The organism is Mycobacterium sp. E2462, from assembly GCF_001672685.1.
Taxonomy (GTDB): Bacteria; Actinomycetota; Actinomycetes; order Mycobacteriales; family Mycobacteriaceae; genus Mycobacterium.
This window is the reverse complement of sequence record NZ_LZKC01000304.1, coordinates 1-19,017: the sequence shown is the minus strand read 5'-3', so window position 1 is coordinate 19,017 and position 19,017 is coordinate 1. Positions and strand designations below refer to the sequence as shown.

Here is a 19,017-nt window from a genome sequence, read left to right as displayed (position 1 = left end):
CGTTTGCCCCGGGCAGCGTCGACGCCCCCCCCCCCCCCCCCCGCCCCCGCGCTGCCCCCGTCGCCGAACCCCTAACCGGCGTCGCCGCGCAGCGGCGGAGTGTGGTTTCGGCGGCGCCGTGGGCGCCGCGCACACCTCGACGCCCTGCGCCACCGGCAGCAGCGCCGTCGCCCACGTCATGGTCTCGGGCGCCGGCTGGATGGTCACGCTGCCCTCGGTTTCTGCCGGTGCGGCGCGTTCCGCACCGCCACCCCGAGCCGCGCGGCCCGCTCGGTCAGCGCCGCCGCGCGCGCTCGCGGTGGTTCGGTTCATCGGACGTGGCGCTGCCTCCCGACAACGCGCATAGCTACATGTCTCGCCGTCGCGGCGCTAGGCATATACAATCGCTCCAACCGGTATACAGGATGGTGCGATGGCATACGGAACTGCGGCGGAACGGGTGGCGGCGCAGCTGCGCTCGGAGATTCTGCACGGCGGCTTGGCGCCCGGGGCAAAGCTCTCCCAGCACAGCCTGGCCGCCCGGTTCTCGGTGAGCCGCATTCCGGTTCGTGACGCGCTGCAGATCCTCGCCGGTGAAGGCCTGGTGGATCCGACGTCCAACGCGACCGCGGCTGTGCGGGGAATGTCGGTGGCGGAGTTGCAAGAGCTCTACGAGCTGCGCGAGGCGGTTGAGCCGCTCGCCACCCAGATCGCCGTCCCGAACGTCGGCCGGGCGGACCTGCTGACCATGCGCAGGCAGCTCGAGATCATGGAGGAGTATGCCGACGCGCGCACCTGGCTGACCGCCAACGCGGACTTCCACGCGGCGGTGTACCAGCGCGCGAACCGCCCGCGAATGATCGAGCTCGTCGAACGATTACGCGGACTGACCGACCGCTACCTCTACGTCCACCTCGAGGTGATCGGGCAGACCGAGCACCTGGTGCGAGAACACCTGGACATCCTGGCGGCCGTCGAGGCCGGCGACGCCGCGTTGGCCGCCCGCCTGGTCCGCGAGCACCTGGCGACGTCGCACGACTTCATCCTCGGCTACCTGCTGGAAAAGGAGGTCGGGCACGCCGGTAACTCGCTGGCGGTGACGGCCGGCGTCGACGGCCACCGCACGACGGACGTGCCCTCGTGAAAGCCCAGGGGATCGAAGCGTTGGGTGCGCTGTTCGACCGCGCGGCGGTGTCGGAGGCACTCGATCGCCTGGAGCAGTCGCATCGCGAGGTCTTCGTGCGGGCATACTGCCTGCGCTGGACGACGCGCCGGATCGCGGCCGACCTGAACATCACCGAACCGGTGGTGAAGTGTCGCCTGCACCATGCCCTGCACGCCTTGCGCCGGGACCTCGACTACTTGCTGCCGCATCGACGCTAGCCCGGATTTCGTGACGGTTGCGGTTACGCAAAGGTCCGGCAGCGCACCCGCGCCGCGGGGGTGAGTTCACAAAGCCGGGCTCTAGTCTTGGGTGCTATGGCCGGACTGAACATCCCCGTGAAACGCTGGCGCGCAGCGCTTCCCGTGATCGTGTCGGCGGCGATCACCGCCACCGCGGGGCTCGCCATCGCCCCGGCGGCCCACGCGGCCGCGGTTACGGCGACGCTGTCGGTGTCCCACGCGTGGCAGGACGGCTTCATCGCCCACTTCACCGTCACCAACGCCAGTGCGGCGACGCTGCCCGATTGGAAGCTCGAGTTCGACCTGCCGGCCAACGAGTCCGTCCTGCACACCTGGAACAGCACCGTCACCCAGTCCGGCACTCACTACATCCTCACGCCCGCCAACTGGAATCACTCCATCGCGCCGGGGAGCTCGGCCACCGGCGGTTTCCGGGGCGTGGTCACCGGCACCTACGCGCCACCGACGAACTGTCTGCTCAACGGGCAGTACTGCGCTTAGCGACGCCGGCGTGCTTTGCCGACACGCCGCCGCGACCTCGCGTGAAGAGATGCTAGGCTGCCGGGCAGTCGACATCCTTTAACGATCCGTCCAGAGAGGCGGAGAAGGAGGTCAAGGTTTTCGCATGGGTGCTGCGGGCGACGCCGGCTCTGCCGGTATCAAGGGCGGCGAGTCCCGGGAGTTGATGTCGGCGGCCGACGTGGGCCGCACCATCTCCCGTATCGCGCATCAGATCATCGAAAAGACCGCGCTGGACGCGCCGGATGCGCCGCGCGTGGTGCTGTTGGGCATCCCGACCCGCGGGGTCATCCTCGCCAACCGGCTGGCCGGTCACATCGGCGAATACAGCGGCGTGCAGGTCGGGCACGGCGCCCTGGACATCACGCTGTACCGCGACGACCTGATGCAGAAGCCGCCCCGCCCGCTGGAGGCCACCGCGATCCCGGCGGGCGGCATCGACGGCGCCCTGGTGATCCTGGTCGACGACGTCCTGTACTCCGGCCGCTCGGTGCGTTCCGCGCTCGACGCGCTGCGCGACGTCGGCCGCCCCCGGGTGGTGCAGCTGGCGGTGCTGGTGGACCGCGGCCACCGCGAGCTGCCGCTGCGCGCCGACTACGTCGGCAAGAACGTCCCCACCTCGCGCACCGAGAGCGTGCACGTCCTGCTGAGCGAGCACGACGACCGCGACGGGGTGGTGATCTCCCGATGACCCGCCACCTTCTCGCCGCCGGTGACCTGACCCGCGACGACGCCACCGCCATCCTCGACGACGCCGACCGGTTCTCCCAGGCGCTGGTGGGCCGCGAGATCAAGAAGCTGCCGACGCTGCGCGGCCGCACGATCATCACGATGTTCTACGAGAACTCCACCCGCACCCGGGTGTCGTTCGAGGTGGCCGGCAAATGGATGAGCGCCGACGTCATCAACGTCAGCGCGACGGGGTCGTCCGTCGGCAAGGGGGAGTCGCTGCGCGACACCGCCCTGACCCTGCGCGCGGCCGGCGCCGACGCGCTCATCATCCGCCACCCGGCCTCCGGGGCGGCTCACCTACTCGCCGACTGGACTGCGGCGCAAGAGAGTTCGGGTCCGTCGGTGATCAACGCCGGCGACGGCACGCACGAGCACCCGACCCAGGCGCTGCTGGACGCGTTGACCATCCGCCAGCGGCTGGGTGGCATCGAGGGTCGGCGCGTCGTGATCGTCGGCGACATCCTGCACAGCCGGGTCGCGCGCTCGAACGTGATGCTGCTGCACACCCTGGGTGCGGAGGTGGTGCTGGTCGCCCCGCCGACGCTGCTGCCGGTGGGGGTCGACGGCTGGCCCGTCACCGTCACCGGGGACCTCGACGCCGAGCTGCCCGCCGCCGACGCGGTGCTGATGCTGCGGGTGCAGGCCGAGCGGATGAACGGCGGCTTCTTCCCGTCGGTGCGCGAATACTCCGCCCGCTACGGGCTCTCCGATCGGCGCCAGGCGCTGCTGCCCGGTCACGCCGTGGTGCTGCACCCCGGCCCGATGCTGCGCGGCATGGAGATCGCCTCCTCGGTGGCCGACTCCTCGCAATCGGCAGTGCTGCAACAGGTTTCCAACGGTGTGCACGTGCGGATGGCGGTGCTGTTCCACGTGCTGGTCGGCACCGAGTCCGCCGGGGAGGTGGGTGTGGCGTGACGGTGCTGATCCGCGGCGTGCGGTTGTACGGGGAGGGCGACCCCGTCGACGTGCTCGTCGACGTTCCCGGCTTCGAGGGTCAGATCGCCCGGATCGGGACCGGCCTCGACGTCCCCGACACGGCCGACGTGCTCGACGCGGCCGGGCAGGTGTTGCTGCCCGGGTTCGTCGACCTGCACACCCACCTGCGCGAGCCGGGCCGCGAATACGCCGAGGACATCGAAACCGGCTCGGCCGCAGCGGCGTTGGGCGGCTACACCGCGGTCTTCGCGATGGCCAACACCAACCCGGTCGCCGACAGCCCGGTGGTCACCGACCACGTATGGCACCGCGGTCAGCAGGTCGGCCTCGTCGATGTGCACCCCGTGGGAGCCGTCACCGTCGGGCTGGCGGGCACCGAGCTCACCGAGATGGGCATGATGGCCGCCGGTGCCGCCCAGGTCCGGATGTTCTCCGACGACGGTGTCTGCGTGCACGACCCGCTGGTGATGCGTCGCGCCCTGGAATACGCCACCGGCCTCGGTGTGCTGGTCGCGCAGCACGCCGAGGAGCCCCGGTTGACCGTCGGTGCGGTCGCCCACGAGGGACCCACCGCCGCGCGCCTCGGCTTGTCGGGGTGGCCGCGGGCGGCCGAGGAGTCGATCGTCGCGCGCGACGCGCTGCTGGCGCGTGACGCCGGCGCCCGGGTGCACATCTGCCACGCCTCCACCGCCGGCACCGTCGAGTTGCTGAAATGGGCTAAGGCGCAAGGTATTTCGATCACTGCCGAGGTCACTCCGCACCACCTGATGCTCGACGACGGCAGGCTGGCCAGCTACGAAGGGGTGAACCGAGTCAACCCGCCGCTGCGGGAGGCCACCGACGCCGCGGCGCTGCGCGAGGCGCTGGCCGCCGGCGTCATCGACTGCGTGGCCACCGATCACGCGCCGCACGCCGAGCACGAGAAGTGCTGCGAGTTCTCCGCCGCGCGGCCCGGCATGCTGGGGTTGCAGACGGCGCTGTCGGTCGTGGTGCAGACCATGGTGGTGCCGGGGCTGTTGGATTGGCGCGGCGTGGCCCGGGTGATGAGCGAGAACCCCGCGCGCATCGTCGGGTTGCCGGACCAGGGCCGGCCGCTAGAGGTCGGCGAACCGGCCAACCTCACGGTCGTCGACCCGGACGCCACCTGGACCGTCGCCGGGTCCGGCTTGGCCAGCCGGTCGGCCAACACGCCGTTCGAGGCGATGACCCTGCCCGCCACCGTGACCGCCACCCTGTTGCGCGGCACGGTGACCGCGCGAGAAGGGAAGTGCCCGGCATGAATTCCGGCACGTTGGTCGGGTCGCTCATCTTCGCGGCCGTGCTGGTGGTGGTCATCGCCGTGGTGATTCAGCTGATGATGCGCGGCTGGCGACACCGCGCGCAGCGGCAGACGGAACTCATCGGTGAACTGCCCGACGTGCCCGACACCGTCGGCGCCGCGATCGCCACCATCCCGGGCGTCTATGTCGGCTGCACGCTGGCGCCGGCGTGGAACGACCGGATCACGGCCGGTGACCTGGGATACCGCAGCAAGGCGGTGTTGACCCGATACTCCGCGGGCATCCTGCTCGAGCGCATCCGCGCCAACCCCATCTGGATTCCGCAGGAAGCGATTTCGGCCGTCCGCACGGAGCGCGGCATGGCCGGCAAGGTCGCCGGCAAGAACTCGATCCTGGCGATTCGCTGGCGGCTGCCCTCGGGCGTCGAGATCGACACCGGATTTCGGGGCAACGACCGCCACGACTATGACGGGTGGCTGGAAGACCGGCGGGACGGCCGGGAGGAAGAGGTAGCGTGAGCAAGGCGCAGTTGGTTCTCGAAGACGGCCGCGTCTTCACCGGCACGGCGTTCGGCAAGGTCGGTCAAACGCTGGGCGAGGCGGTGTTTTCCACCGGCATGTCCGGCTACCAGGAGACGCTGACCGACCCGAGCTATCACCGCCAGATCGTGGTGGCCACCGCCCCGCAGATCGGCAACACCGGCTGGAACTCCGAGGACGCCGAGAGCCGCGGCGACAAGATCTGGGTGGCCGGGTACGCGGTGCGCGATCCGTCGCCGCGGGTGTCGAACTGGCGCGCCAACGGCACCCTGGAGGACGAGCTGGTCCGTCAGCAGATCGTCGGGATCGCCGGCATCGACACCCGCGCGGTGGTGCGGCACCTGCGCACCCGCGGGTCCATGAAGGCCGGGGTGTTCTCCGGCGACGCGCTCGCCGACCCGCAGGAACTGGTGCGACGCGTGCGGGAGCAGCCCTCGATGCTGGGTGCCGACCTCGCGGGGGAGGTCACCACGCCCGACGCTTACGTCGTGGATCCCGAAGGGCCGCAACGGTTCACCGTCGCCGCCCTGGACCTGGGCATCAAGACCAACACCCCGCGCAACTTCGCCCGGCGCGGCATCCGCACCCACGTCCTGCCGTCGTCGGCGACGTTCGAGCGGATCGCTGACTTGCAACCCGACGGCGTCTTCTTGTCCAACGGCCCCGGCGATCCGGCGACCGCCGACCATGTGGTCGCGCTCACCCGCGAGGTGCTGGGCGCCGGGATCCCGCTGTTCGGCATCTGCTTCGGCAACCAGATTCTGGGCCGAGCGCTGGGACTATCCACCTACAAGATGGTCTTCGGGCACCGCGGCATCAACATCCCGGTGATCGACCACGTGACCGGCCGGGTGGCCGTCACCTCCCAGAACCACGGCTTCGCGCTGGAGGGGGAGGCCGGCCAGCGGTTCGACACCCCGTTCGGCCCGGCGGTCGTGAGCCACACCTGCGCCAACGACGGGGTGGTCGAGGGCGTCAAACTCGTTGACGGACCCGCGTTTTCGGTGCAGTACCATCCCGAGGCCGCGGGCGGGCCGCACGATGCGGAGTACCTGTTCGACCAGTTCATCGATCTGATGGCGGAGCAACATCGCGGAAAGGGGCGCTAGTGCCGCGTCGCACCGACCTCAAGCACGTGCTGGTGATCGGCTCCGGGCCGATCGTGATCGGCCAGGCCGCCGAATTCGACTATTCGGGCACCCAGGCCTGCCGGGTGCTGCGCGCCGAGGGCCTGCAGGTCAGCCTGATCAACTCCAACCCGGCGACCATCATGACCGACCCGGAATACGCCGACTTCACCTACGTCGAGCCGATCACCCCGGCCTTCGTCGAACGGGTGATCGCCCAGCAGGCCCAGCGCGGCAACAAGATCGACGCGGTGCTGGCCACCCTCGGCGGGCAGACGGCGCTCAACACCGCGGTCGCGCTGTACGAGAACGGGGCGCTGGAGCGCTACGGCGTCGAGCTGATCGGCGCCGATTTCGACGCCATCCAGCGCGGCGAGGACCGGCAGCGGTTCAAAGACATCGTCGCCAAGGTCGGCGGTGAATCCGCCCGCAGCCGCGTGTGTTTCACCATGGACGAGGTCCGCGAGACCGTCGCCGAGCTGGGCCTGCCGGTGGTGGTCCGGCCCAGCTTCACCATGGGTGGGCTCGGGTCTGGCATGGCCGACTCCGCCGAGGCCGTGGAGCGGATGGCCGGCGCCGGCCTGGCCGCCTCGCCCAGCGCCAACGTCCTGATCGAGGAATCCATCTACGGCTGGAAGGAATACGAACTCGAGCTAATGCGCGACGGCCGCGACAACGTGGTGGTCGTGTGCTCGATCGAGAACGTCGACCCGATGGGCGTGCACACCGGCGACTCGGTCACCGTCGCGCCGGCCATGACGCTGACCGACCGCGAATACCAGCGGATGCGCGACCTCGGCATCGCCATCCTGCGCGAGGTCGGCGTCGACACCGGCGGCTGCAACATCCAATTCGCGATCGACCCGAGCGACGGCCGGCTGATCGTCATCGAGATGAACCCGCGGGTGTCGCGCTCGAGCGCGTTGGCGTCCAAGGCCACCGGCTTCCCGATCGCCAAGATCGCCGCCAAGCTGGCCATCGGTTACACGCTGGACGAGATCGTCAACGACATCACCAAGGAGACGCCCGCCTGCTTCGAGCCCACCCTGGACTACGTCGTGGTCAAGGCGCCGCGGTTCGCGTTCGAGAAGTTTCCCGGCGCCGACCCCACCCTGACCACCACGATGAAGTCGGTCGGCGAGGCGATGGCGTTGGGCCGCAACTTCGTCGAGGCGCTCGGCAAGGTGATGCGGTCCCTGGAGACCACCCGCGCCGGGTTCTGGACCAAACCCGATGATCCGGCGGCGGCCGAAAACGGGCCGGCCGAGGTGCTGGCCCGGCTGCGCACGCCCACCGAGGGCCGGCTCTACGACGTCGAGCTGGCGCTGCGGCTGGGTGCCTCGATCGAGGACGTCGCGCACGCCAGCGGCGTCGACCCGTGGTTCGTCGCGCAGATCGCCGAGCTCGGCAGGCTGCGCAGCGAACTGATCGACGCGCCCGTCCTCGACGCGGACCTGCTGCGCAGGGCCAAGCACAGCGGCCTTTCCGACCGCCAGATCGCCGCGCTGCGGCCCGAGCTGGCGGGGGAGAACGGGGTGCGGTCGCTGCGCGAGCGCCTCGGCGTCCACCCGGTCTACAAGACGGTGGACACCTGCGCGGCGGAGTTCGAGGCGAAGACGCCGTACCACTACAGCGCCTACGAACTCGACCCGGCGGCCGAGACCGAGGTGGCCCCGCAGACCGAGAGGCCCAAGGTGCTGATCCTGGGCTCGGGCCCCAACCGCATTGGCCAGGGCATCGAGTTCGACTACAGCTGCGTGCACGCGGCGAAGACGTTGTCCCAGGCCGGGTTCGAGACCGTGATGGTGAACTGCAACCCGGAGACGGTGTCCACCGACTACGACACCGCCGACCGGCTGTACTTCGAGCCGCTGACGTTCGAGGACGTGCTCGAGGTCTTCCACGCCGAGGCGCAGTCCGGCGCGGGCGGCCCCGGCGTCGTCGGGGTGATCGTGCAACTCGGCGGGCAAACCCCGCTCGGCCTGGCGCAGCGCCTGGCCGACGCGGGGGTGCCCATCGTGGGCACGCCGCCGGAAGCCATCGACCTGGCCGAGGACCGGGGCGCCTTCGGCGACGTGCTCGCCACCGCGGGCCTGCCGGCGCCGAAATACGGCATGGCCACGACGTTCGCGCAGGCCCGCCGGATCGCCGAGGACATCGGCTACCCGGTCCTGGTGCGGCCGTCGTACGTGCTCGGCGGGCGTGGCATGGAGATCGTCTACGACCAGGACACGCTGCGCGACTACATCACCCGCGCCACCGAGCTGTCCCCGGAGCATCCGGTCCTCGTCGACCGCTTCCTCGAGGACGCGGTGGAGATCGACGTCGACGCGCTGTGCGACGGCACCGAGGTCTACATCGGCGGGATCATGGAGCACATCGAGGAAGCCGGCATCCACTCCGGTGACTCGGCGTGCGCGCTGCCGCCGGTGACGCTGGGGCGCAGCGACATCGAGAAGGTGCGCCGCGCGACCGAGGCCATCGCGCACGGCATCGGCGTGGTGGGGCTGCTCAACGTGCAGTACGCGCTCAAGGACGACGTCCTCTACGTCCTGGAGGCCAACCCGCGCGCCAGCCGCACGGTGCCGTTCGTGTCGAAGGCCACCGCGGTGCCCCTCGCCAAGGCGTGCGCGCGAGTCATGTTGGGCGCCAGCATCGCGACGCTGCGCGAGGAAGGGATGTTGGCCGCGTCGGGGGACGGCGCCCACGCCGCGCACGACGCGCCCATCGCGGTCAAGGAGGCCGTGCTGCCGTTCCACCGGTTCCGCCGCGTCGACGGGGCCGCCATCGACTCGCTGCTCGGCCCGGAGATGAAGTCCACCGGTGAGGTGATGGGCATCGACCGCGACTTCGGCACCGCCTTCGCCAAGAGCCAGACCGCGGCCTACGGATCGTTGCCGGCGCAGGGCACGGTGTTCGTCTCGGTCGCCAACCGCGACAAGCGGTCGCTGGTGTTCCCCGTCAAGCGCCTGGCCGACTTGGGATTTCGGGTGCTGGCCACCGAGGGGACCGCGGAAACCTTGCGCCGCAACGGGATTCCGTGCGACGAGGTGCGCAAGCACTTCGAGCCCCCGCAGCCGGGGCGCCCGACGGCCTCGGCGGTGGACGCCATCAGGGCCGGCGAGGTCGACATGGTGATCAACACCCCCTACGGCAACTCCGGCCCCCGCGTCGACGGCTACGAGATCCGTTCGGCCGCGGTGTCGGTCAACATCCCGTGCGTCACCACGGTGCAGGGCGCCTCGGCGGCCATCCAGGGCATCGAGGCGGGCATCCGCGGCGACATCGGGGTGCGCTGCCTGCAGGAGCTGCACAGCCAGCTCGGCACCGGGGCCGCCGTGGGGGACGAGGCGCCGTGACCGGGTTCGGCGCCCGGTTGGCCGCGGCCAAAGCCAGCCGCGGGCCGCTGTGCCTGGGCATCGACCCGCACACCGAGCTGCTGCGGGCCTGGGGCCTGCCCACCAGCGCCGACGGGCTGGCGGCCTTCAGCGACATCTGCGTCGAGGCGTTCGCCGGATTCGCCGTCGTCAAACCGCAGGTGGCGTTCTTCGAGGCGTACGGCGCGGCGGGCTTCGCCGTGCTCGAACGCACCATCGCCGCGCTGCGGGCGGCCGGCGTGCTGGTGCTCGCCGACGCCAAGCGCGGTGACATCGGCACGACCATGGCCGCCTACGCCACGGCGTGGGCGGGCGACTCCCCGCTGGCCGCGGACGCCGTGACGGCCGCCCCCTACCTCGGGTTCGGCTCCCTGCGGCCGCTGCTCGAGACCGCCGCGGCCAACGACCGCGGGGTGTTCGTGCTGGCCGCCACCTCCAACCCGGAGGGCGCGACGGTGCAGCGCGCCGCGTTCGACGGCCGCACGGTCGCGCAGCTGGTCGTCGACCAGGCCGCCGTGGTGAACCGGTCGGCCGCCCCGTTCGGGCCCGGCTACGTCGGCGTCGTGGTCGGCGCGACGGTCCTCACGCCGCCCGACCTGAGCGCGCTGGGCGGCCCGGTCCTGGTGCCCGGCCTCGGCGTGCAGGGCGGCCGGCCCGAGGGGCTGGCCGGGCTCGGCGGGGCGGACCCCGGGCAGCTGCTGCCCGCGGTGGCCCGCGAGGTGCTGCGCGCCGGCCCGAACGTGGCGGACCTGCGGGCGGCCGCCGAACGGATGCTGGACGCCGTGTCCTACCTGCAGTCGCTCTAGCCAGACGCCGCCGCGGCGCCCGCGCAGGGGCGCCGACCTGCAGCGAACCGCCGGCGCGACACGCGCGACACGGCACGAAAAATGCGTGATCCGCCGCACCGGGCGCGCCGGGTTCGCGCCGGCGCCCCGCCGCGGCGGCCCGCCGCAACGCCTCCGGCGGCGCGCACTGCCCGTTACGATACGGCATAACCGCTGTTCAGAGCCCTGCAAGGGGGATCCGCGACGGCCGGGTGAGGGGCCCTGCCGGTCGGTGCGCGGGGGTTCGCCGCGCCGGTTGGGGCGCCGCGCGTGACCGCGCCGCACCCCCGGTCATGCTGGGCGTTTGTCCCCGTAACCAGGGGGGCGGGTTAGATTTCGTCAGGAGGCCGCAGTACGGTCGTTCCCGCTGGCTGAAGTACCCGGCAGAGACACAAAGAGATCGATTGCGATTGATTGATCAGATACGGAGGAATCGTGGCCCTTCCCCAGTTGACCGACGAGCAGCGCGCGGCCGCGTTGGAGAAGGCGGCTGCCGCACGTCGAGCGCGCGCGGAGCTCAAGGACCGGCTGAAGCGCGGCGGCACCAACCTGAGCCAGGTGCTCAAGGACGCCGAGACCGACGAGGTCTTGGGCAAGATGAAGGTTTCGGCGCTGCTGGAGGCGTTGCCCAAGGTGGGCAAGGTCAAGGCGCAGGAGATCATGACCGAGCTGGAGATCGCCCCCACCCGCCGCCTGCGTGGCCTCGGTGATCGGCAGCGCAAGGCCCTGCTGGAAAAGTTCGGCTCCTAACCCGTCCGCCGACGATGCAGGCCGCCGCATGGCCTGACGAGGCGGACGATCGAGCCTGTCCTGCGGGCGTACCGACCGCGGGGCGCCGATGAGCGCTGGCGGGGGACCGGACACCGAGCACGGGGCACGTCCCGACCGATCAGGTCAGGGACGGGTGGTCGTGCTGTCCGGTCCCTCCGCGGTCGGTAAATCGACCGTGGTTCGCTGCCTGCGCGAGCGCATCCCGGACCTGCACTTCTCCGTCTCGGCCACGACGCGCGCGCCCCGGCCCGGCGAGGTGGACGGCGTCGACTACCACTTCGTCAGCCCCGGGCAATTTCAGCAGCTCATCGACGAGGGCGCGCTGCTCGAGTGGGCCGAGATCCACGGCGGCCTGCAGCGGTCCGGCACCCCGGCCGAGCCGGTCCGGGCCGCCACCGCCGGCGGCTTCCCCGTCCTCATCGAGGTCGACCTGGCCGGGGCCCGGGCGGTCAAGCGGGCGATGCCCGAGGCCCTGACCGTGTTCCTGGCGCCGCCCAGCTGGGACGACCTGCAGGCCAGGCTGATCGGCCGCGGCACCGAAACCCCGGAGGCGATCGAGCGCCGGCTCGAGACCGCCCGCATCGAAATGGCCGCTCAGGACGACTTCGACCGCGTGGTGGTCAACAGTCGATTGGAGTCTGCCTGCGCCGAATTGGTATCCTTGCTGGTGGGAACTGCGCCGAGCCCGCACCACCAGGCCGGTCAGGCCACCCGGCAGACCCCATCCGAGCACGAGTGAACACCGAGTTTCTTAGCGGCCCGCGCGCCGTTTCGGGGCTCTAGCCCGCCAAGGAGATTGACCTTCGTGAGTATTTCCCAGCCCGACGCGACGCTGTCCGCCGTCCCCGACCAGTTCGACCCGGCCGCCGGCGGCCAGAGCGCCTACGACACGCCGTTGGGCATCACCAACCCGCCGATCGACGAGCTGCTGGACCGCGTGTCCAGCAAGTACGCCCTGGTGATCTACGCCGCCAAGCGGGCCCGCCAGATCAACGACTACTACAACCAGCTCGGCGAGGGCATCCTCGAGTACGTGGGCCCGCTGGTCGAGCCCGGCCTGCAGGAAAAGCCGCTGTCCATCGCGATGCGCGAGATCCACGCCGACCTGCTCGAGCACACCGAGGGCGAGTAATAGGCCGGGCGCGCTGTGGACCGTAAACGGGTCGTCGTCGGGGTAGCCGGCGGTATCGCCGCCTACAAGGCGTGCACCGTCGTCCGTCAGCTCTCCGAGGCCGGCCACTCGGTCCGCGTCATCCCCACCGAATCGGCGCTGCGTTTCGTCGGCGCCGCCACCTTCGAGGCGCTCTCCGGCCAGCCCGTGCGCACCGGGGTCTTCGACGACGTCCCCGAGGTGCCGCACGTCCAGCTCGGCAAGCAGGCCGACCTGGTCGTCGTCGCCCCGGCCACCGCGGACCTGCTGGCCCGCGCCGTGGCCGGCCGGGCGGACGACCTGCTGACCGCGACCCTGCTGACCGCCCGGTGCCCGGTGCTGTTCGCGCCGGCCATGCACACCGAGATGTGGCTGCACCCGGCCACCGTGGACAACGTCGCCACGCTGCGCCGCCGCGGCGCGGTGGTCCTCGAGCCCGCCGCGGGGCGGCTCACCGGCTCGGACAGCGGGTCGGGGCGGCTGCCCGAGGCCGAGGAGATCACCACCCTGGCCGAGCTGCTGCTGGAGCGCCACGACGCGCTGCCCTACGACCTGGCCGGCTGCCGGGTGCTGGTCACCGCCGGCGGCACCCGCGAACCCATCGACCCGGTGCGCTTCGTCGGCAACCGCAGCTCGGGCAAGCAGGGTTACGCCGTCGCGCGGGTGGCCGCCCAGCGCGGCGCCCAGGTCACCCTGATCGCCGGCCACACCGCCGGGCTGGTCGACCCCGCCGGTGTCGACGTCGTGCACGTCAGCTCCGCCGAACAGCTCGGCAACGCGGTGTCCAAGCACGCGCCCGAGGCCGACGTGCTGGTGATGGCCGCCGCGGTCGCCGACTTCCGGCCCGCCCACGTTGCCGCCGCCAAGATTAAAAAAAGCCCGGACGCCTCCGACGCGGCCCCGACGATCGACCTGATCCGCAACGACGACGTGCTGGCCGGCGTGGTGCGCTCCCGCGCGCACGGCGAGCTGCCCAACATGCACGCCATCGTGGGGTTCGCCGCCGAGACCGGTGACGCCGCCGGCGACGTGCTGTTTCACGCCCGCGCCAAGTTGCGCAGGAAGGGCTGTGACCTGCTGGTCGTCAACGCCGTCGGCGAGGGCCGCGCGTTCGAGGTGGACAGCAACGACGGCTGGTTGCTGGCGTCCGACGGGACCGAGGCGGCGCTGCAGCACGGCTCCAAGACGCTGATGGCCAGTCGTATCGTGGATGCGATCGCCGCGTTCCTGCACGGCGGCACCGCATAGGACGTCCGTCGCCCCGGCACCGGGACGGGTGCCGGGCGCCCGCCGCAGACCGATATAATTCGGCTTACTAACTAATTGGAAGGATTGTGATTGTGAGCGAAAAGGGTCGCCTGTTTACCAGCGAGTCGGTGACCGAGGGGCATCCGGACAAGATCTGTGACGCGATCAGCGACTCGGTCCTCGACGCGCTGCTGGCGGGGGACCCGCGTTCACGTGTGGCCGTCGAAACGGCCGTCACGACCGGTCAGGTGCACGTCATCGGTGAGGTCACCACGGCCGCCAAGGAGGCGTTCGCCGACATTCCCAACATCGTCCGGCAGCGGATCCTCGACATCGGCTACGACTCGTCCGACAAGGGTTTCGACGGCGAGACCGCCGGCGTCAACATCGGCATCGGTCGCCAGTCGCCCGACATCGCGCAGGGCGTGGACACCGCGCACGAGACGCGTGTCGAGGGCGCCGCGGACCCGCTGGACTCACAGGGCGCCGGCGACCAGGGCCTGATGTTCGGCTACGCGATCAGCGACACCCCGGAACTGATGCCGCTGCCGATCGCGCTGGCGCACCGGCTGGCGCGCAAGCTGACCGAGGTCCGCAAGAACGGCACGCTGCCCTACCTGCGCCCCGACGGCAAGACGCAGGTCACCATCGGGTACGAGGACAACGTCCCGGTGCGGCTGGACACCGTGGTGGTCTCCACCCAGCACGCCGACGGGATCGACCTGGAGAAGACGCTGGATCCCGACATCCGCAAGCACGTCCTGGAGACCGTCCTGACGGAATTGGCGCACGAGACGCTGGACTCGTCGTCCACTCGCGTTCTGATCAACCCGACCGGCAAGTTCGTCATCGGCGGCCCACAGGGCGACGCCGGCCTGACCGGCCGCAAGATCATCGTCGACACCTACGGTGGCTGGGCCCGCCACGGCGGCGGCGCCTTCTCCGGCAAGGACCCGTCCAAGGTGGACCGCTCGGCGGCGTACGCGATGCGGTGGGTGGCCAAGAACATCGTCGCCGCCGGCCTGGCGGAGCGGGTAGAGGTGCAGGTGGCCTACGCCATCGGCAAGGCCGCCCCGGTCGGGCTGTTCATCGAGACGTTTGGCACCGCCACCGTCGACCCGGTCAAGATCGAGAAGATCGTGCCCGAGGTGTTCGACCTGCGGCCCGGCGCGATCGTGCGCGACCTGGACCTGCTGCGCCCGATCTACGCGCCGACCGCCGCGTACGGCCACTTCGGCCGCACCGACATCGAGCTGCCGTGGGAGCAGCTGAACAAGGTCGACGACCTCAAGCGCGCCATCTGAGCTAGCGCGGCGCCGGGTGGTCGGCGTCGAGGCCGGGCAGCCCGTCGATGCTGCGTTGGTTGCGCGCGACGGCGCCGGCCCACGTGCGGTCGGTGGCCTTGGCGTGCGCTTTGTCGAGCACCGGCCGCTCGTCGACGAGCTCGTAGTAGGGCACCGCGAAGCCGCAGGCGTCGGCGATGCGTTCGACGGCGATCACGATGACGCTGCGCACCCCGGGGTGCCGATCGCCGAAATGCGCTGCCAGCGAGGCGAACTCGGCGTCGTCCGGGCGCACCACGCGCCCGGTGCCGAACAGCCGCAGGATCCGCGAGCTGCGGGTGAACGAGCAGAACATGACGGTGATCCGGCCGTTGTCGCGCAGGTGCGCGACGGTCTCGACGCCGCTGCCGAACAGGTCCAGATACGCGACGGTGTGGTCGTCGAGCACCGCGAAGGTATCGCCGTAACCCTTGGGCGACAGGTTGATCCGGCCACCCTCGGAAGGGGCGGTGGCCACGAAGAACACGGCCTGCTCGCCGATGAAGTCCCGCAGCGAATCGTCGAGGCGGTCGAATTCCTTGGCCACGCCGTCTCCTAGGCGGTGAATCGGTAGTCGTCGAGGTCGAAGCGGCGGCTGCGCCAGTAGGCCTCGAGCGTGGTGGTGGGTCGCAACGGCACGTCGCCGTTCTTGTCGAAGTAGTAGCTGTTGGCCAGCCGGCAGCTGTCCTGCCAGAAGATCTGGCGGTGCCGCTTGCGCATCATCTCGGCGAAGAACCGGTCGTTGGCCGCCGCGGTCACCTCGACGCGCGTCGCGCCGCCGCGCCGGGCGCGCGTGAGGCACCGGACGATGTGGTGCGTCTGCGTCTCGATCAGCGCGAAATACGAGGAGCCGACGTACCCATAGGGGCCCATGATGCTGAACATGTTGGGAAAGCCCGGGACGCTGACGCCCTCGTAGGCCTGCAACCGGTGGGAGTTCCAGAACTCGCTCAGCGTCGTGCCGCCGCTGCCCGTGATCGCGAACGTGGGCATGCTGTCGGGGTCCATCACCTTGAAGCCGGTGGCCAGGATCAGCACGTCGACCTCGTGGGCCGCGCCGTCGGTCGTCGCCACCGCCGAGGGCGTGATCTTGTCGATCGCCGTGGTGACCAGCCGCACGTTGTCCCGGTTGAAGGTGGCCAGGTAGCCGTTGTGGAAGCCGGGCCGTTTGCACCCCACCGCGTAGCGCGGCGTGAGCTGGTCGCGCACCGCCGGGTCGCGGACCTGCTGCCGCAGATACGCCCTGGCCGCCCCCTCCATGCGGTTGGCCAGCGGCAGCACCGTGAAGTAGTGCGCCGAGATCGGGAACGTCACCTCCACGAAGGCCTGGCTGAGCAGCCGCTGCGCCCTCTTGGCGAAGGGGACCCGCATCGCCCAGCGCGCGGGCACCGGCAGTGGGACGTCGAACTTGGGGAAGCACCAAATCGGGGTGCGCTGAAAGACGGTGAGCTGGGCCACGATCGGCGCGATCTCCGGAATGACCTGCACGGCCGAGGCGCCGGTGCCGATGACGGCGACGCGCTTGCCGGTCAGGTCCTGGGCGTGGTCCCAGCGGGCGGTGTGCATGGTGAGGCCGGCGAACGAGTCCACGCCGTCGATGTCGGGCAGATTCGGCACCGTCAGCACGCCGCTGGCGCTGATCAGAAACCGGGCGGTCAGCTCGTCACCGCGGTCGGTCCGGACCCGCCACAGCGCGTGGTCGTCGTCGAACTCGGCGCCGATCACCTTGGTGTTGAACCGGATTCGCGAGCGGATGCCGTACTTGTCGACGCAGTGTTCGGCATACGCCTTCAGCTCGCGACCCTTGGCGTAGGTGCGCGACCAACGCGGGTTCTGCTCGAAGGAGAACTGGTAGGAGAACGACGGAATGTCCACGGCGATTCCGGGGTAGGTGTTCCAGTGCCACGTCCCGCCGACGCCGTCACCGGCCTCGATCACCAGGTAGTCGGTCATACCCGCTTTGTCGAGCTTGATCGCGGCCCCGATGCCGGAGAAGCCGGCGCCGACGATGACGACGTCGTGGTCCGGGCTCGCCGGCACGGGTGAGCTCATGGGGGCCTCCCTAGGGGTGCAGCGCCTTACGCAACGCGACGAGGCCGCGTTCGGTGGCCTCCGCGGCGGCCGGAATGGCCAACGCGAAGCTGACATAGCCGTGAACCAGGATCGGCTCCCTGACCAGCTCGACCGGAACCCCTGCGGCGCTGAGCAATTCGGCGTAGCGGGCCCCGTCGTCGCGCAGCGGGTCGTGTTCGGCGATGCCGATGTAGGCCGGTGGCAGCCCGGCGAAGTCGGCGGCGTTCGCCGGCGCCAGTGTCAGCGGCAGCACCGTCGGGTCGCTGATGTCGGTGTCGGGCAGATACCAGGACAGGAAGGCGTCGATGACGTCGCGGTTCAACAGGGGCGCGTCGGCGTTCTCGGTGAAGGACGGCAGCGACAGGTCGGCGGCCGCCACCGGGTACCACAACAACTGGAACGCCAGGGCGGGGCCGCCGTTGTCGACGGCCAGGCGGGCCATCACCGCGGCCAGGTTGCCGCCGGCGGAGTCGCCGGCCACGGCGATCCGGCTGGGGTCGCCGCCCAGTTCGGCGGCGTGCTCGGCGACCCAGCGCAGCGCCGCCCAGCTGTCGTCGACCCCGGCCGGGAACGGGTGTTCGGGCGCCAGCCGGTAGCCGACGGACACCACGATGGCCTCGGCGCCGACGGCGTGCGCGCGGGCCACGGGGTCGTGGGTGTCCAAGTCGCCCAAGCAGAATCCGCCGCCGTGGTAGAAGACCACCACCGGCAACGGGTCGGCGGCGGTGTCGGTCGGCCAGTAGATGCGCACGGGAATGTCGCCTTGGTCGCCGTGCGCGACGGTGCGGTCCTCGGTGCGCAGCTGCGGCAGCAGCTCCGGCGGCACCTTGAGCAGCTTCAGCCGCGACCGGGCGGCCTGCACGCCGTCGGACGCCCGGAACGTCAGGGGGAAGGCGTCGAGAACCGCCTTCAACGCCGGGTCGATTGCGGGTCGCGTGGTGCTCGGCTCGCTCATGGATTCACCGTACGCGACGGCCTCAGCCGTGCAGGGCGGTTCGCAACGCGCCCATCGCGCGGTCGAGCGCGGCCGTGGCGGCCGGGACGACGCCCGCGTAGCCGAGGTAGCCGTGCACCAGCGTCTCGGCGTTGTGCACCTCGGTGGCGACGCCGGCGGCGGCCAGCAGCTGGCCGTAACGGATGCCGTCGTCGCGCAGCGGGTCGTACCCGGCGACGGCGATGTAGGCCGGCGCCAACCCGCTGAGGTCGTCGGCGCGGCCGGGCGCCATGCCCGGCGGCGGGTTGGACAGGTCGGCCTCGCCGGCGTACCAGCGCGAAAACTCCGCCACCGCTTCGACGTCCAGGATCGGCGCCGTCGCGTTCTCGGTGAACGACGGCAGCCGCGCGTCCCACATCGTGGAGGGGTACCAGAGCAGCTGGAAGGCGACCGGCGGTGCGCCGTTGTCACGGGCGCGCTGCGCCATCACCGCGGCCAGGGTGCCACCGGCCGAGTCGCCGGCCACCGCGAGCCGGTTCGGGTCCACCCCCAGCTCCTCGGCGTGCTCGACCACCCAAAGCGTTGCGGCCCATGCATCTTCGACGGCGGCGGGGTAGGGGTGTTCGGGCGCCAGCCGGTAGTCGACGGACACCACGACGGCGTCCGCGCCGACCGCGTGTTGGCGAGCCGTGCCGTCGTGGGTGTCCAGGTCGCCCACCACGAAACCGCCGCCGTGGAAGAACATCACCACGGGCGCCGGTTCGTCGACGGAATCGGTTGTGGGCCAATAAATCCGGATGCC

At 70.9% G+C, this 19,017-nt stretch carries 19 protein-coding genes; 15 read left to right on the top strand and 4 right to left on the bottom strand.

The features are described 5' to 3' along the window. Positions 1 to 412: 412 nt before the first annotated feature. The 15 genes from A5714_RS15610 (at position 413) to metK (ending at position 15,190) form a co-directional block, all read left to right on the top strand. Positions 413 to 1,123, top strand: a complete 711-nt coding sequence (locus tag A5714_RS15610) for a GntR family transcriptional regulator (protein WP_082959769.1) — start codon at positions 413 to 415, stop codon at positions 1,121 to 1,123. Next, the gene (locus A5714_RS15605; RefSeq protein ID WP_068286461.1) at positions 1,120 to 1,362 is read left to right on the top strand and encodes a sigma factor-like helix-turn-helix DNA-binding protein; all 243 of its coding nucleotides are present in this window, start codon (positions 1,120 to 1,122) and stop codon (positions 1,360 to 1,362) included. The genes A5714_RS15610 and A5714_RS15605 overlap by 4 nt, the downstream gene beginning before the upstream one ends. Before the next feature lie 96 nt (positions 1,363 to 1,458). Further along, the gene (locus A5714_RS15600; protein WP_068286459.1) at positions 1,459 to 1,884 is read left to right on the top strand and encodes a cellulose-binding domain-containing protein; all 426 of its coding nucleotides are present in this window, start codon (positions 1,459 to 1,461) and stop codon (positions 1,882 to 1,884) included. Positions 1,885 to 2,008: 124 nt separating this feature from the next. After that, on the top strand, positions 2,009 to 2,593 hold the full coding sequence (gene pyrR, locus A5714_RS15595; protein WP_068286457.1) for a bifunctional pyr operon transcriptional regulator/uracil phosphoribosyltransferase PyrR: 585 nt from the start codon (positions 2,009 to 2,011) through the stop codon (positions 2,591 to 2,593). Then, positions 2,590 to 3,549, top strand: a complete 960-nt coding sequence (locus A5714_RS15590; protein WP_068286450.1) for an aspartate carbamoyltransferase catalytic subunit — start codon at positions 2,590 to 2,592, stop codon at positions 3,547 to 3,549. Before pyrR ends, A5714_RS15590 begins: the two co-directional genes overlap by 4 nt. Then, positions 3,546 to 4,850, top strand: coding sequence for a dihydroorotase (locus A5714_RS15585; RefSeq protein WP_068205063.1), 1,305 nt, complete (start codon positions 3,546 to 3,548; stop codon positions 4,848 to 4,850). Before A5714_RS15590 ends, A5714_RS15585 begins: the two co-directional genes overlap by 4 nt. Further along, entirely contained in the window at positions 4,847 to 5,368 is a 522-nt protein-coding gene (locus A5714_RS15580) for a transporter (protein ID WP_068067337.1), read from the top strand. The genes A5714_RS15585 and A5714_RS15580 overlap by 4 nt, the downstream gene beginning before the upstream one ends. After that, complete coding sequence (carA, locus tag A5714_RS15575; RefSeq protein WP_068067150.1) at positions 5,365 to 6,498, top strand: glutamine-hydrolyzing carbamoyl-phosphate synthase small subunit; 1,134 nt, start codon at positions 5,365 to 5,367, stop codon at positions 6,496 to 6,498. Before A5714_RS15580 ends, carA begins: the two co-directional genes overlap by 4 nt. Further along, positions 6,498 to 9,875 (top strand): carbamoyl-phosphate synthase large subunit, encoded by a 3,378-nt coding sequence (gene carB, locus A5714_RS15570; protein ID WP_068286446.1) that lies wholly within the window; start codon positions 6,498 to 6,500, stop codon positions 9,873 to 9,875. Before carA ends, carB begins: the two co-directional genes overlap by 1 nt. Then, positions 9,872 to 10,699, top strand: coding sequence for an orotidine-5'-phosphate decarboxylase (gene pyrF, locus A5714_RS15565; RefSeq protein WP_068067155.1), 828 nt, complete (start codon positions 9,872 to 9,874; stop codon positions 10,697 to 10,699). Before carB ends, pyrF begins: the two co-directional genes overlap by 4 nt. Positions 10,700 to 11,152: 453 nt before the next feature. Continuing rightward, entirely contained in the window at positions 11,153 to 11,467 is a 315-nt protein-coding gene (gene mihF, locus A5714_RS15560; RefSeq protein ID WP_003872557.1) for an integration host factor, actinobacterial type, read from the top strand. An 88-nt stretch (positions 11,468 to 11,555) separates the two neighbouring features. After that, positions 11,556 to 12,227, top strand: coding sequence for a guanylate kinase (gmk, locus tag A5714_RS15555; RefSeq protein WP_082959768.1), 672 nt, complete (start codon positions 11,556 to 11,558; stop codon positions 12,225 to 12,227). Between the two features lie 66 nt (positions 12,228 to 12,293). Continuing rightward, on the top strand, positions 12,294 to 12,620 hold the full coding sequence (gene rpoZ / locus A5714_RS15550) for a DNA-directed RNA polymerase subunit omega (protein ID WP_068067161.1): 327 nt from the start codon (positions 12,294 to 12,296) through the stop codon (positions 12,618 to 12,620). Between the two features lie 15 nt (positions 12,621 to 12,635). After that, positions 12,636 to 13,886 carry a bifunctional phosphopantothenoylcysteine decarboxylase/phosphopantothenate--cysteine ligase CoaBC gene (gene coaBC, locus A5714_RS15545; protein WP_068067163.1) on the top strand — a complete coding sequence of 417 codons (1,251 nt, stop codon included), beginning with the start codon at positions 12,636 to 12,638 and terminating at the stop codon, positions 13,884 to 13,886. Positions 13,887 to 13,978: 92 nt separating this feature from the next. Beyond that, the gene (gene metK, locus A5714_RS15540; RefSeq protein ID WP_068067340.1) at positions 13,979 to 15,190 is read left to right on the top strand and encodes a methionine adenosyltransferase; all 1,212 of its coding nucleotides are present in this window, start codon (positions 13,979 to 13,981) and stop codon (positions 15,188 to 15,190) included. A gap of 1 nt (position 15,191) precedes the next feature. Here metK and A5714_RS15535 read toward each other — a convergent pair whose 3' ends face one another. From A5714_RS15535 to A5714_RS15520, 4 genes are all read right to left on the bottom strand, one after another. Then, positions 15,192 to 15,755 (bottom strand): pyridoxamine 5'-phosphate oxidase family protein, encoded by a 564-nt coding sequence (locus A5714_RS15535; protein WP_068286438.1) that lies wholly within the window; start codon positions 15,753 to 15,755, stop codon positions 15,192 to 15,194. Between the two features lie 8 nt (positions 15,756 to 15,763). Continuing rightward, complete coding sequence (locus A5714_RS15530; protein ID WP_068286432.1) at positions 15,764 to 17,260, bottom strand: NAD(P)/FAD-dependent oxidoreductase; 1,497 nt, start codon at positions 17,258 to 17,260, stop codon at positions 15,764 to 15,766. Positions 17,261 to 17,270: 10 nt separating this feature from the next. Then, a complete protein-coding gene (locus A5714_RS15525) occupies positions 17,271 to 18,236 on the bottom strand; it encodes an alpha/beta hydrolase (RefSeq protein WP_068286427.1) in 966 nt (321 codons plus the stop codon). Between the two features lie 22 nt (positions 18,237 to 18,258). Continuing rightward, on the bottom strand, positions 18,259 to 19,017 hold a 759-nt coding region (locus A5714_RS15520; RefSeq protein ID WP_068286418.1), incomplete at its 5' end, for an alpha/beta hydrolase.